Raw genomic sequence first — 14,003 nt, forward strand, 5'->3', positions numbered from 1 at the left:
TCGTTCCCTATGCTTATTTTTTTATACGGATATTTCCTATGCCCGCACCGTCATAGCTGATCCATCTTCCTTATACAGGTTGATCAAACCAGACTTACAAGCCCGTACCATATCACCAGGCTTCACTTCCCGATCTAGTGTAATGGTCAAAAGCTCCATCGGACGCGCAGCACGTTCAATCAAATCACCTTCAAAATCCCGCAAATCACGAATCGTCGTTGTGAAATGACGGAAACCAGGTCCATAAAACTCGACCTCATCTCCCTCATTGATTACATTCCGCTGACGAATGGTCGCCGTCATCGTACGAGGATCAAAGGATACCACTTCTGCGATAAACTTGTATTCAGGGATCTTTCGACGTGCACCAAACAATTGTTCATTTTCACTTGGTGCATTGTAGTAAAATCCAGTTGCCAGCTCACGCTGAGCGACCTTCCACATCTCATCAATCAAGTCCTGCTTGATCGCTTCAAATTTCTCAGGACTTTCTAGATAAGCATCCACCGCAGCCTTATAGCAGTTTGTCACTGTAGAGACATAGTGGACTGACTTCATCCGACCCTCAATCTTCAAGCTATCAACCCCATTTTCAATCATATCAGGAATATGGTCAATCATACACATATCAACCGCAGACATGGAGAACTCTTCAGCCACCTGCCCCTTGATCGAACGACGTTCCTCACAAAATGGTAGATCATACAAATTGTACTTCCAACGACAAAACTGAGAACAACCACCCCGGTTAGCATCACGATTACTCATGTGGTTAGACAGTACACAACGTCCAGAGTAGGAAATACACATCGCTCCATGAACAAAGGCTTCGATCTCAACGCTGGTCCGTTTGCGGATCTCAGCTAGCTCTTCCATGGTTACTTCCCGCGCCAAAACAACACGGGTCAAGCCCAATTCTTTCCAGAATTCGAAGGTCTCATAGTTAGTAGAGGAAGCTTGCGTTGATAGGTGGATATCCAACCCTGGTGCCTCTGTCACACAAATAGTGATCAAGGCAGGGTCTGATACGATAACCGCATCCAAGCCCATATCCCGCAATTCGCGGAACCAAGCTCCCGCTCCATTTTCATTTCCCTCATGGGTCACCATGTTGGTTGCCACATAGACCTTAGCCCCATGCGCATGCGCATAGTTGATTCCCTCTTGCATGTCCTCCATCGAGAAATTCCCTGCACGGCTACGAAGTCCGTACTGTTGTCCTCCGACAAAGACCGCATCTGCACCATAATCAATGGCTACTTTTAATTTTTCCAGAGTACCAGCAGGTGACAACACCTCTGGACGTTTTTTTGTTTCTGACATCTTTCTTCTCCTATTTACAAGATAGTTAAAGTTGATTATATTTCCACAAGCAGGCCCTGAAATAGACAAACTCAATCCTGCTTGTATGCTACGGTTGACTTATTTGACCTTATTTCGGTCAAAATCATAAAATCCGGTATCCAAGCCCCGGCCTTTAGGATGGAGCTTACGAATCTGCTCATCAAAGAGAAAGGCTTGATCCTGGCTAAACTCACCGGCTTCAATCAGGTCACGCGCCTTAACAAAGATCTTAGCGATCTCGACAAAGTTCTGACCAGGACAGAAGATACCATCTAGCTTCCAATTGCAGTAATTGTAGTCTACTAGCTCTGTCAGTTTGGTCATCATATCGATATCATTGTTGATAAAGATATGTGTCCCATGCTTGTCCTCATAGATCGAATAGTGACTTTCAGGATCACTCGGCTCTGCCAAGAAAAGTCCACGCTCTTTTGAGAGGTCTGTCTCATCAGCCTTTGTAAAATTATAGTAATTCTGCAAAAGCGTCCGCTTAGAATGGTGGATAACAGAGGCCCTATAGACCAAGACTTCTGTTGGCATTTCCAAGTTCTGAGCGATATCAATCAGCTCATCACGCGGAATCTCCCGAGCCAAAACGGCTTCCACACAGCCATGATCCTTCCAGAAGTTAATCTGGCGACTAGACGTCACAAAAACTGACGTATCATAAATCAAGGGGAAGTTGTAGCCATCACGCTTATTCACATAGATAAGCCCCGTATCGCCCACCTCAACATAGTCTACCTCCGAATCAGTGAGCGAGTCTGTATCAGAATCTATTTCTATGACACATGGTAAGAATAAATTGCCAAGCACAGGTGATGACTTCTCTGAAGCAGCACTTCTAGGAGGTGCGCTGCTCTACTTGGTGCCTTCCTTCTTGGTAAGAAGAAAAAGAAAAAAGCAGATGATGAAGCTTAATGAACTGGTCTTATGACTTAGTGTAAGTAGCAAAAAACAGTAAGCGCCCAATAACGAGGTATATTAAAAAACATTCCAAAGTCTGGACTGACTCTGGAATGTTTTGGCTCTTTGTCAACTGTAGTGGGTTGATGTCAGCTAACACCTGGAGAGAACCAACTTGGTTCTCTCTTTTTTGATGCTCAAAGCGATAAGGATACGTTTTTTGAAGTTTTCAAAGGTAACAATGTTGTTGTCTATATAAGCTAATAAGGATTTTAATTCCTGATAGCTAAGACTTGTTACATCTTGGTCTTCCAAAAGTTTGTTATTGAGTATTGCTAATTTCCCAACTTTATTTAAGTCTCCTCCTTGAGAAAGTAAGCCTTCCAAAATTTCTTTGATATTTTTTAGTATAACTTGTTCTGGTTTTAACTCTTTTCCAGATTTATCTTTAGTTGGTTTAATTCCTTCATAAACAAGTCCATTTTTGAGTGATAATAAACAAGTTCCTACAAATTGGCTACGTAATTTCTCAGTAATTCCATCAGAATGCAGTAACTCATTCAATACTTTAATTGAATCTACCACTTTTAGCTTGTCATTTACTTTGCCAAAGCATAATTCTTCATATTCTTCAAATGACAGAATTGTTGATAAGTTGGTAGCCACGTGTTCGTCATCAATAATAACTGATTGACCGTACCATGTCCAAACATTATTACCTTCTGTTTCAGCTAAAATAGCAACGATTTTTCTATCAGAATATACCTTTTCATACTTTACGTACTCTTGTAGTTGTTGTTGAATTTCAGTCTTATCCCAATTATCAAATCTATTTTTAGTTTCGACTAAAATAGCTAGTCGGTCATTCTCAAAACGAATATCTAAGTAGTTGTGTTTTTTCTTTGAATTGCTGTTTCTGTAATCAAAGATAGATTTACCTATAGATTTCAAGCCTTTAGAATAGCTAAATTCTTTTTGAAAAATAGCAATTTATTTAGCTAAAAGGGCTTTATGTGATATACTAGAAACATGAGAGTTTTCGTTTTTATTTTAATCGCTTATTTATTAGGATCCATTCCTAGTGGGCTTTGGATTGGAAAATTTTTTTACCACACAAACCTTAGAGAGCACGGCTCTGGCAATACAGGAACCACCAACACCTTTCGTATATTAGGTGCCAAGGCTGGTATCACTACTTTTGTTATTGACGCTCTAAAAGGGACTATCGCTACTTGTCTGCCTGCCCTTTTTGGCGTTAGCGTCAATCCGCTTTTGTTTGGTTTTTTTGCTATCATCGGGCATACTTTTCCGATATTTGCAGGCTTTAAGGGGGGAAAAGCCGTTGCCACCAGCGCTGGGGTGCTACTGGGCTATTCACCGATTTTCCTTATCTTCTTGCTGATTATTTTTGGCATTGTGCTGTATTTGTACAGCATGATTTCGCTAGCCAGTGTCGCTGCAGCTAGTGTCGGTATTATTGGCGTCTTGGTCTTTCCTGCCTGCCACTTTATCCTGACCAGCTACGACCCACTTTTTATGATAATAACGCTAGCCATTGCCACACTTATCATTGTCAGACACCGAGAAAATCTGAGCCGTATCCGTCAGAAAAAAGAAAATATCGTGCCTTTTGGGCTCAACCTCAGCCATCAAAAGCCAAGTAAGTAATCCTAGAGACATAAAACGCTGAAACACAAAAGTTTCAGCGTTTTTTATGTATTATCCTAGCTTTCTGCGACTTCAGCCGAAATTTGCCACATGACACCAAACTTGTCTACCAAGTTGGCATAAGCAGGCGTCCAAAAGGTTTCCTGCAACTCCATGAAAATTTCCTTGGCATCCACGGACAAGGCAGTATAAAGCTTTTTAGCCGTTTCAACTGAGTCAACAATCAAGGTTGGAACGACATTTTTACCCGCTTGATAGGCATAATCTGGATTTTCGTCAGAGATCTGTAAGCATAAGCCATCAAACGCCAGCTGAGCATTTAGCACCAAGTGTTTTCTGTCTTCGGGGCAGTCTGGAACCATCTCACCCCAAAGTTTGAGACTCACAAGCTCTGCGTCAAATACATTTTTGTAAAAATCAACTGCTTCTTGACCGTTTCCGTCTGTCACGATATAGGTGTCAATTCGTTTAATCATACTAGCTCCTTTATTTTCCTATGTTTCCATTATACTGAAAATCAGAAAATAAGACGAGCCATATGCTCCTAGAGTCTATCCGATGTAAAACCTGTCTTGTCCGCTTCAGTAATCTCTCGAATAACACGACAAGGAACGCCTGCTGCAATGACATTGGCTGGGATGTCCTTGGTGACAACGCTGCCAGAGCCAATGATGGTATTGTCTCCGATAGTGACACCTTGATTGATGTGCACACCTGCACCGACCCAAACTTTGTTGCCAATCGTGACTTTCTTTGCGTAGCAGGCGCCTGCTGCTCGCTCATTGGCGTCAATGGCATGATTGGACGTGTAAATACCGACACGTGGACCGAACAGCACATCATCACCAATCTCAATCCCACCACCATCTAGCAGCACACAGTCAAAGTTAGCATAGAAATTCTTTCCAATCGTGATATTATAGCCAAACTCACAGCGAAAGTTGGGCTCAAAATAACAATTGTCCCCGACAGACTTTAGCAGCTTTTTGAGTAGAGCTTCTCTGCTCTTTTCATCTTGACCAAAGGCTTGATTGTAGGCATTTGTCAATAAAACAGCTGCTTGTCTTGCCTTGATGAGTTCAGGTGTTAGGTCATCATAGACCGCTCCTGACAGGATATCTTGTCTTTGTTCTTCTAAGGTCATCGTTTTCTCTCCTTTTGTGACTAGGCAAAAAGCCCCAAAACTGGGGCTTTGATGTTGTTAATGGCGTTTTCTACGAACACCGATAAGACCAACTAACAAGAGGACAAATCCAACCAAAACAGCTGCAATCGAACGATTGCTTGCTGTCAACGGCAGCGTCAACAGGTCCCCATCAGCAAATGCCAAGGCTTGTCCAAAGTAGAGATTGCCTTTTACCTTGTTTTGCCCATGTGCTGCTTGCGCTTTGGGCTTAAAGGCTGCTGTCTGATAGCTGACTGTTATGGTCTGCGTTTGACCACTAGGACTGAGCTCTAGTGTTGTAGTGGTCGTTGTGTTTTGTGTTGATTGTTGCGTATTGTTTTTTGTCGGTTCGGTCTCTTTTGGTGTTAGGTATGTTGCAAGCTCACTTGATTTTATAGAGATAGTGCGTGAGTTTGGATTGATAACAGCGTACTCGGTAAGATCTGCTTTTGCCAAGAAGTCTGCAAAAACACCATCCATGGAAGGACCTTCCTCACGACTACCACCAAGCATGGTGTAGCCATCACCTCCAGCAGCTAGGAAATCATTTGTCGCTAGATAATAAACCTTATCAAGCACCAAGTCCTTATAAGTCTGGCTTGCATGGTCTAGGATTTGTATCGCTAGAACACGCTGGTCAGCTGGTAAGGTTGTGTCATAATACACTCGTGCACCAGAAATTTGCAAGAAACCGCCACTTGGCTCAAGTAAAGGCTGTCCATTCTCATCTAAGACGACATTGCCGTTGCTGTCGACTTGATTGATAGAGCCTAGAGACTTGATGAACATGTCTTTGATTTGCTGACCAGTCACTTCAATCTGTGAGATGATATTGCCAAAAGGAAGGACAGCGATGATGTCGCCTTTTGTGATTGGCTTATCTTTTTGGATAGTCTCACGCAAGCCACCGCCGTTTGTCACAGCGAGATCAGTTGGGTGTGAGAAGCCTGTTTGACCGTAGTCGTAGAGTGCGTCAGCAACGATATTTCCAAGATTAGTCTCACGAACACGAACGTTTTCACGTTGCCCATTGAGCTCAACTGGGCTCTTGTCTAGGACAACAACGGCATTTTCAGCAGCATACTTTTCTTGAATGGTCTTGACAAGTGCTGCTACCGTCTCGTCTTCTTTTAAAGCCTTGCCGGCTTCTGTTGTGATGAGGCTATTTTCAAGCACTTTTTCAGAATTCAGCACAATCTTCCCAATATGATTGAGATAGCTGCCTGTTTGGTTGTAAGTGACATTGCCATAGGTATCAACCTTTGCGGTGTGCGAATGCCCATCTAAAACGAGGACATTTTTTCCAGAAAGCAGAGCATTTTGTGATAAAGCTTCAGCTAGTGTAGAGCCTTGCCACTCAGTTGGTGTGGTTGTGTCCACACCTAGGTGAGCAAGGATGATGTATTTGTTGTAACTCTTGCCCTCTGCCTTAGCTCGGGCTTCAATTTCAGCGATGACAGACGTCACCTCTGCAATCGGATCGCTAAAGGTAACGCCAACAACGTTTCGAGGGTGCGTTTTGGTAGCGGTCTCAGGTGTCGTCACTCCGATAACCACCACTTCATCGCCTACAACTTCTTTATTTTTATCAATAATCGTTGAGGCTTCAAACAAACGTGCACCGTTGACATAAGTGTTGGCGCTCAAAAGCGGAAACTGCAAGAGCTCTTTGAGTTTTTTGAGCTGGTCTAAACCAAAGTCAAACTCGTGATTGCCAATCGCCATGGCGTCATAGCCAATCTCATTCATGAGTGTCGCCATGTCCTCGCCCTTGGTGCTGTTTGAAATCGGCAAACCTTGGAAAGCGTCACCTGAGTCAAGCACCAAAGTCGTTCCTTGACTTCTGCTTTCCTTGACTGCTTCTGCTAACTTGGGTGTACCGATGACAGAGCTTTCCTCAACGATACGCCCATGCATGTCATTGGTGTGAAGGACAGTGATGGTGTCATCTGAATTTGTCTCACTTGCTGGTGCTAGCTCTTCTGACTGATTGTCAGCTGTGCTTGCGTCCTCTGTTGTAGCTGCTGGCGTTTCTTCTTGTGCTTGATTTGTAGACTCGGCTGTAACTTCTGCGACTTCAGCTGATGGTGTGTTTGTTTCTACAGATGATGGTGTTGCCTGTTCGTTTGATACAACGCTTGTTTGCTGGCCAACATTACTCTCCTGTGCTAGACTGACCTCTGTCTCATCAGCAGCAACCTGCCCTGCCAATAAAGTTGTTGAAATAAGAACAGTTGACAATAGCAAACTTTTCTTTTTCATTGAAAACCTCCTAAATAATATCGTACTTGGTAGCTTATCGCTACCGCTATTACCTCTATTGTACACTATTTTTTACATTTTTGGAAATCTTTAAACAATATTTTAAGGATTTTTTTAGTTTGATATGAAAAAGAAGCAAGATGTTCTTCTTGCTTCTTCTTACTTGCGATACATTTTAAACTGCAGATAGAGGTCGTTGTAAATGCCCAGCCACTTGAGTCCTAGATTGTCGTAGACTTCTAGGTGGTTGATAGTGGACTGGTCGGGATAGAATGCCTTATCTTCTTGGAGCGCTTTTGGCAGGAGTTTTTTAGCGGCTTGGTTAGGTGTCGCATAGCCGATATACTCTGCATTTTGCGCAGCATTTTCAGGTTTTAGCATAAAGTTGATAAAGGTATAGGCTTGGTCTTTGTGCTTAACTGTTTTAGGGATGACTAGATTGTCAAACCAGAGGTTTGAGCCTTCGCTTGGGACGATGTAGCGCAGGTCTGGATTGGACTCCAGCATTTCACTTGCCTCGCCAGAGAAAGTCACACCAATAGCAGCGTCCCCTTGTATCATATAGCCTTTCATTTCGTCACCAACAATCGCCTTGATATTTGGTGTGAGTTTTTGCAATTTCGCTAGAGCTTGCTTGAGTTCAGTCATATTTTTGGTATTGACACTGTAGCCTAGAGAGTTGAGCCCAACGCCCATAACTTCACGAGCTCCGTCAACTAGGAGAATGCTGTTGCGATAGCTACTATCCCACAAGTCATCCCAGTGCTTGGGTGCAGTCTTGACCAGCTTGGTATTGTAAACAATACCGACTGTCCCCCAAAAGTAAGGAATAGAATAGTCGTTATTGGTATCAAAGCTCTTACCAAGAAACTCAGTGCCGATATTTTCCAAACTCTTGATACGCTTTTTGTCCAGCTTGATGAGCAGATTTTCCTTAATCATCTTGTCAATCATGTAATCACTAGGAACCGCCAAGTCATATGTTGTCCCACCTTGCTTAATCTTAGTGTACATGGCTTCGTTAGAGTCAAAGGTCTCATACTGCACCTCGATACCTGTCTCTTTGGTGAACTTGGTAATCAAGGCAGGGTCGATATAGTCCCCCCAGTTATAGATGACTAGCTTGTCCGACTGGGCGCTAGAACTAGTCGTCTTTTCCATGATGGTCATGCCAACAAAAAGTAGAACAATAACCGCTACAATACCTAAAATAAAGGAATACAATCTACGCATGCTTGTCCTCTCTTTCTCTGACGATATAATAGTAGCCAATGACTAGCAAGATACTAAAGAGAAAAACAATAGTCGAGAGGGCATTGATTTCTAGCGAAATCCCACGTCTTGCTCGTGAGTAAATCTCAACAGACAAGGTTGAGAAGCCGTTTCCTTGGACAAAGAAAGTCACTGCAAAGTCGTCTAGCGAGTAGGTAAATGCCATGAAAAAGCCAGAGATGATAGCTGGTGTCAGATAAGGCAACATGACCTCACGCAACATCTGCCAAGTGGTCGCCCCAAGATCATAAGCCGCATGAATCATGGCGGCATTCATCTCCTTGAGTCTAGGTAGCACCATCAAGACCACAATCGGTATGGAAAAGGCGATGTGACTCAGCAATACTGAAACAAAACTCAGCTGAAAACCAAGCGCTGTAAATAGCAAAAGAAAGCTCGCCCCAATCATAACATCAGGTGCCACCATGAGGATGTTATTGAGGGACAGCAAAGTTTGTTGGCGTTTTTGCTTGACTTGATAAATCCAAATAGCACCAAAAGTCCCAATAGCAGCCGCTAACAGAGCACTTAGAAAGGACAAGAAAAAGGTCTGCAACAAAATCAACATCAAGCGACTGTCTGAAAACATATCCTTATAATGCTCAAAAGTAATCCCTGTAAAGCCATTCATGTCGACTCCCTTATTAAACGAGTAGACAATCAAGTAAAAAATAGGGATGTAGAGGATGATAAAGACAAATGCCAAATAAAAATGTGCTAGTTTTTTCATCGTTTTCGCTCCTTTGTCAACCACATCACGACAACCATGGCGAGAATTAAAATCACACCGATGGTTGAACCCATTCCACGATTTTGCGTGGTCAAAAAGTGCTGTTCAATAGCTGTCCCAAGCGTAATGACACGATTGCCCCCTATGAGGCGTGTCAGCATGAAAAGGCTGAGACTGGGGATAAAAACAGACTGCACACCACTTCTGACACCATTGAGTGACAAAGGAAAAATGACTTTTCTAAAAGTCTGCCAGCTATTGGCGCCAAGATCGTAGCTGGCATTGATGAGATTTTGGTCAATATCATCCAGCGCATTGAAGATAGGCAACAGCATAAAAGGCAACTCGATGTAGCTCGCCACAAAGATAAAGGCAAAGTCAGTAAAGAGCAGCTGCTTTGAGCCGATACCGATGAAATTTAAGAACTGATTGATACCGCCCTGCTGGCTAAAAATCCCCATAAAGGCGTAAGCTTTTAGCAATAAATTAATCCAAGTGGGCAAAATAACCAGCATGAGCAGCAACTGCTTGTGCTTAAACTTGGTCAGCGCATAGGCTGCTGGGTAGCTGATGACAAGCGTCACTAGGCTAATAATCCCCGCATAAAGAACAGAATTGACACTCATAAGCAGATAAGTCCAAGAGCTAAAAAAAGTCTTGTAATTATCTAGCGTAAAACGCCCTTGAATGTCAAAAAACGATGTCCAGATGATAAGCGCCACAGGAGATAAGACAAAGAGAAAGAGCCACAGAAGGTAAGGAAGCGAAAAAAGACTAGAGGTTTTCTTCATGACGCTCCTCCTCAATGGCGTGGATGAGCCCTTCTTCTGGCTCCTCAAGGTCAACGTATTCTTCGATACGAGCGTCAAACTCTTCCTCAGTTTCATTGAGACGCATGATGTGGATGTCCTCAGGAGTGAAGTCAAGTCCGATAACCTCGCCCTCGATGGCTTTTCTAGTCGAGTGAATCATCCATTCATTGCCAAGCTCATCATAAGCGATAATCTCATAGTGCACCCCTCGAAAGAGCTGGGTGTCAACAGTAACTCTGAGTTTGCCCTCATCTGGCAATGTGATTTGCAAGTCCTCCGGGCGGATGACCACCTCAACAGGCTCATTGGGACGCATACCACCGTCAACCGCCTCAAACTGCTGTCCATTGAACTCCACCAGATAGTCCTTAATCATCTTGCCTGCAATAATATTGGACTCTCCGATAAAGGTCGCCACAAAATGGTTAATCGGCTCATCGTAGATGTCAACAGGTGTCCCTGACTGGACAATCTCACCGTCATTCATGACAAAAATCCAGTCACTCATGGCGAGCGCTTCTTCTTGGTCATGCGTGACAAAGACAAAGGTAATACCAAGGCGCTGCTGCAACTCACGCAGTTCATACTGCATTTCCGTTCTTAGCTTCAAATCAAGCGCAGACAGCGGCTCATCAAGTAGGACAACCTTTGGTTGATTGATGATGGCACGAGCGATAGCGACACGTTGCCTCTGCCCGCCAGACAATTTTTGAATGGCTCGCTTTTCAAACCCATCAAGACGCACCATCTTGAGCGCTTCTGTGACACGCTCTTTGATTTCTTTTTTGTCCACTTTACGCAATTTTAAGGGAAAAGCGACATTTTCAAAAACCGTCATGTGCGGAAAGAGAGCGTAGTTCTGAAAGACGGTGTGCACGTCCCGTTTATTGATAGGAATATCATTGATACGCTTGCCGTCTAAGTACACATCTCCAGAAGTAGCGTCTAGGAGACCTGCGATGATGTTTAAAATCGTTGATTTCCCGCTTCCAGACGCCCCAAGAAGAGTGTAAAATTTTCCTTCTTCCAACTCAAAGTTGATGTCCTTTAGGACAACTGTCCCGCTATCTTCAAAAACCTTTGACACATGTTTAAATGAAATAATAGGATTAGTCACTTGACATAAAACCTCCACAGAGCACTAATCGCTCTCACTTTCTCCAATAATTCTAACTTCTGGTTCTAGTATGACACCAGATTTTTCCTTAACAGTTGCAATTACTTGTGCAATCAAGTCTTCATAATCTTTTGCAGTACCTTCTGCGATATTGACCATGAAACCAGCGTGTTTCTTACTCACCTCAACACCACCGACACGCACGCCTTGTAGACCTGCTTCGCTGATGAGTTGCCCTGCAAAATGCCCAACAGGACGCTTAAAGACCGAACCACAGGACGGATATTCAAGCGGCTGTTTGAGCTGACGCAGATGCGTCAGACGATCCATCTCCTGGCTAATCAGCGTGTAGTCTCCTGGTTTTAGCGCAAACTTAGCAGAGATGACAATATCGCCCTCATCCTGCAGGATAGAGTGGCGGTAGCCAAACTTCATCTCACGAGCGTCTATAGTGCGCACTTCACCAGCTTTACTAAGCACTTGAGCAGAGACTAGGATATGCGCAATCTCGCCACCATAAGCGCCAGCATTCATATAAACGGCGCCGCCGATACTGCCTGGAATACCGCAGGCAAACTCAAAACCAGTTAAGCTGTGGAAACGAGCAACACGTGTCGTCTCAATCAGATTGGCACCTGCTTCAGCCTCAATGATGTAGCCGTCAACAGTGATGGTATTTAGCTTGTCAAACATAATGACAAAACCACGAATGCCCCCATCACGCACGATAAGGTTGCTAGCGTTTCCTAGCACCATCCACGGAATATTTTCTTGATTGGCAAAACGAACAATGCGCGAGAGTTCGTAGCGGTTTCTAGGAAAAGCCAAAAAATCCGCTGGTCCACCAACCTTGGTATAAGTATACTTTTTCAAAGGTTCATCAATACGAATATCAATTCCCTTTAAATCTTCATGTAGTTTATTAAGCATTTGACACTAAAGTAGCTGGGACAGTTGTCTCAGCTTTCCTTCATTTTTTATTCTCATACAGGTAGAAATACCTACACACATTATAGCAAAAAAAAGCAATTCATGCTATACCTTTCCAAAGTCTGCCTTATTATTCTATTGTTACATTTTGAACTTTTATGCGACAATTCTGCCATTTTGACTTGACTTTTGCTTTTGATAATTATATAATCTAGTTATCAATACTAGATGAGAGGTGTTTTTATATTATGACTTATCACTACCCGAGTTGGGATGAGTTGCCAGCTATTGATCTCTATCTCGATCAGGTATTGCTCTATGTCAATCAAGTCACGCAGCATAATATTCCAAGTGACAAGGGGCTAACCGCTTCAATGGTTAACAACTATGTCAAACACGAACAACTCACAAAACCAATCAAGAAAAAATACAACCGCAAACATTTGGCACGTTTGATTGCGATTACTGCTTTAAAAAACGTCTTTTCTATCCAAGAAATCAGCCAAACCTTAACCATACTAACTGCTAATGACCAGTCCAAAGAAAGCTATAACGGCTTTGTGGCTTGCATGAATGAGCAAGAAACAAGTGGACTGCCTGAGGTTGTCATCTCAGCTTGTCAAACGCTAAAACTCTATGACCACACACAGAAACTGGTTCAAAACCTAGAAGGAGAAGAGTATGAGCCCAACACAAACCGTGAAACTGAGTAAACAACTAACCTTTGGGGAAGAGGTCGCAAACAGTGTCACTCACGCTATCGGAAGCCTCTTGATGCTTATCCTGCTGCCTATCACAGCCTCTTATAGCTACCAGCAGTACGGTCTAGCAGCCTCTATTGGTATGTCTATCTTTGTGATTAGCTTATTTCTCATGTTTTTGTCGTCAACTATCTACCACTCCATGTCCTATAATTCGCCTCAAAAGTACGTCTTGCGTATTATTGACCACTCGATGATTTACATCGCCATTGCTGGTAGTTACACGCCTGTGGCACTATCCCTTGTCGGTGGCTGGCTAGGTTACGCTATTATCATCCTGCAGTGGGGAACGACTATCTTTGGGATTTTGTATAAGATTTTTGCTAAAAATATCAATGAAAAATTTAGTCTCTTTCTCTATCTCATGATGGGGTGGCTGGCAGTCTTTATTGTCCCTGCTATTGTGACAAAGACAGGCTTGGCCTTTTGGCTTTTGATGTTAGCAGGTGGCTTATGCTACACCATCGGTGCTATCTTTTATGCTAGAAAGCGCCCTTACGACCATATGATTTGGCACCTCTTTATCTTGCTTGCTTCAGCTCTACAATATATCGGCATTGTCTACTACATGCTATAAGCTTGGATATTTCCCAAGCTTTATTTTTTGGCACAAAAAAAGCCGTTAAGGATGGAACTTTAACGACTTTAGAGGGGTTATACTCCCGTAACATGATAATAGACTTTAAAAACGAGGAAGCCTATTCAGTTGTGAAGAGACAAGTCCCATCACTAGTCAACACTTGGTATAGAGAACTATACCTTAGCTAGACCGTTCTCCCAAAAACAAGCCTAGCTAAAGAGGTGTTTGATTGCACTCGTACAACCTTTCCCTTTTTCATTATCTATTATCTCTCATTTTGATACAATTGTCAATATACTTGTTGCATTTGTATGTGGTAGAATTTTTTAGAATAGACAATTCTGTATGAAAAAGGAGAACTTGTTACCGAGTTGTAAACAAAAAGACTGAACATTTTTTCTTGCTCAGCCTTGACAGTTTTGTCATTATCCTTTATTATTAGGATGACTGAGTAAG

At 42.9% G+C, this 14,003-nt stretch carries 14 protein-coding genes and 1 pseudogene; 4 read left to right on the plus strand and 11 right to left on the minus strand.

Annotated features, from left to right (window positions below; translation table 11 throughout):
• Positions 1 to 36: 36 nt before the first annotated feature.
• Both AALA56_RS06720 and AALA56_RS06725 read right to left on the minus strand, forming a co-directional pair.
• Complete coding sequence (locus AALA56_RS06720; RefSeq protein WP_369909334.1) at positions 37 to 1,323, minus strand: peptidase U32 family protein; 1,287 nt, start codon at positions 1,321 to 1,323, stop codon at positions 37 to 39.
• Positions 1,324 to 1,422: 99 nt separating this feature from the next.
• Positions 1,423 to 2,103: pseudogene (locus tag AALA56_RS06725) on the minus strand (U32 family peptidase); the annotation flags it as partial.
• A 25-nt stretch (positions 2,104 to 2,128) separates the two neighbouring features.
• Between AALA56_RS06725 and AALA56_RS06730 the strand changes: the two are divergent.
• Positions 2,129 to 2,281 carry an LPXTG cell wall anchor domain-containing protein gene (locus tag AALA56_RS06730; RefSeq protein WP_369909335.1) on the plus strand — a complete coding sequence of 51 codons (153 nt, stop codon included), beginning with the start codon at positions 2,129 to 2,131 and terminating at the stop codon, positions 2,279 to 2,281.
• A gap of 122 nt (positions 2,282 to 2,403) precedes the next feature.
• Here AALA56_RS06730 and AALA56_RS06735 read toward each other — a convergent pair whose 3' ends face one another.
• Positions 2,404 to 3,201, minus strand: a complete 798-nt coding sequence (locus AALA56_RS06735; protein WP_369909346.1) for a hypothetical protein — start codon at positions 3,199 to 3,201, stop codon at positions 2,404 to 2,406.
• Positions 3,202 to 3,279: 78 nt separating this feature from the next.
• On the opposite strand from AALA56_RS06735, the gene plsY reads away from it, so the two are divergent.
• Positions 3,280 to 3,918 (plus strand): glycerol-3-phosphate 1-O-acyltransferase PlsY, encoded by a 639-nt coding sequence (gene plsY, locus AALA56_RS06740; protein WP_369909336.1) that lies wholly within the window; start codon positions 3,280 to 3,282, stop codon positions 3,916 to 3,918.
• A 56-nt stretch (positions 3,919 to 3,974) separates the two neighbouring features.
• Here the strand turns inward: plsY and AALA56_RS06745 are convergent, their stop codons facing one another.
• The 8 genes from AALA56_RS06745 to murB form a co-directional block, all read right to left on the minus strand.
• The gene (locus AALA56_RS06745) at positions 3,975 to 4,394 is read right to left on the minus strand and encodes a VOC family protein (RefSeq protein ID WP_369909337.1); all 420 of its coding nucleotides are present in this window, start codon (positions 4,392 to 4,394) and stop codon (positions 3,975 to 3,977) included.
• 68 nt (positions 4,395 to 4,462) lie between these two features.
• On the minus strand, positions 4,463 to 5,062 hold the full coding sequence (locus tag AALA56_RS06750) for a sugar O-acetyltransferase (RefSeq protein ID WP_369909338.1): 600 nt from the start codon (positions 5,060 to 5,062) through the stop codon (positions 4,463 to 4,465).
• Positions 5,063 to 5,119: 57 nt separating this feature from the next.
• The gene (nt5e, locus tag AALA56_RS06755; protein WP_369909339.1) at positions 5,120 to 7,345 is read right to left on the minus strand and encodes a cell surface ecto-5'-nucleotidase Nt5e; all 2,226 of its coding nucleotides are present in this window, start codon (positions 7,343 to 7,345) and stop codon (positions 5,120 to 5,122) included.
• A 159-nt stretch (positions 7,346 to 7,504) separates the two neighbouring features.
• Positions 7,505 to 8,578, minus strand: a complete 1,074-nt coding sequence (locus tag AALA56_RS06760; RefSeq protein ID WP_369909340.1) for an ABC transporter substrate-binding protein — start codon at positions 8,576 to 8,578, stop codon at positions 7,505 to 7,507.
• On the minus strand, positions 8,571 to 9,347 hold the full coding sequence (locus AALA56_RS06765; protein ID WP_369909341.1) for an ABC transporter permease: 777 nt from the start codon (positions 9,345 to 9,347) through the stop codon (positions 8,571 to 8,573). The genes AALA56_RS06760 and AALA56_RS06765 overlap by 8 nt, the downstream gene beginning before the upstream one ends.
• Complete coding sequence (locus AALA56_RS06770; protein WP_369909342.1) at positions 9,344 to 10,138, minus strand: ABC transporter permease; 795 nt, start codon at positions 10,136 to 10,138, stop codon at positions 9,344 to 9,346. Before AALA56_RS06770 ends, AALA56_RS06765 begins: the two co-directional genes overlap by 4 nt.
• Positions 10,122 to 11,276, minus strand: coding sequence for an ABC transporter ATP-binding protein (locus AALA56_RS06775; RefSeq protein WP_164683248.1), 1,155 nt, complete (start codon positions 11,274 to 11,276; stop codon positions 10,122 to 10,124). The genes AALA56_RS06770 and AALA56_RS06775 overlap by 17 nt, the downstream gene beginning before the upstream one ends.
• Positions 11,277 to 11,300: 24 nt before the next feature.
• Complete coding sequence (gene murB, locus AALA56_RS06780) at positions 11,301 to 12,206, minus strand: UDP-N-acetylmuramate dehydrogenase (RefSeq protein WP_369909343.1); 906 nt, start codon at positions 12,204 to 12,206, stop codon at positions 11,301 to 11,303.
• A gap of 248 nt (positions 12,207 to 12,454) precedes the next feature.
• Here murB and AALA56_RS06785 point away from each other — a divergent pair, with 248 nt between their 5' ends.
• Together AALA56_RS06785 and trhA are read left to right on the plus strand one after the other, a co-directional pair.
• Positions 12,455 to 12,919, plus strand: a complete 465-nt coding sequence (locus AALA56_RS06785; protein WP_369909344.1) for a DUF1836 domain-containing protein — start codon at positions 12,455 to 12,457, stop codon at positions 12,917 to 12,919.
• Positions 12,888 to 13,544 carry a PAQR family membrane homeostasis protein TrhA gene (trhA, locus tag AALA56_RS06790; protein WP_369909345.1) on the plus strand — a complete coding sequence of 219 codons (657 nt, stop codon included), beginning with the start codon at positions 12,888 to 12,890 and terminating at the stop codon, positions 13,542 to 13,544. Before AALA56_RS06785 ends, trhA begins: the two co-directional genes overlap by 32 nt.
• Positions 13,545 to 14,003 lie beyond the last annotated feature (459 nt).

The sequence above is a fragment of the Streptococcus hyointestinalis genome (genome assembly GCF_041225505.1).
Lineage (GTDB): Bacteria > Bacillota > Bacilli > Lactobacillales > Streptococcaceae > Streptococcus > Streptococcus hyointestinalis_B.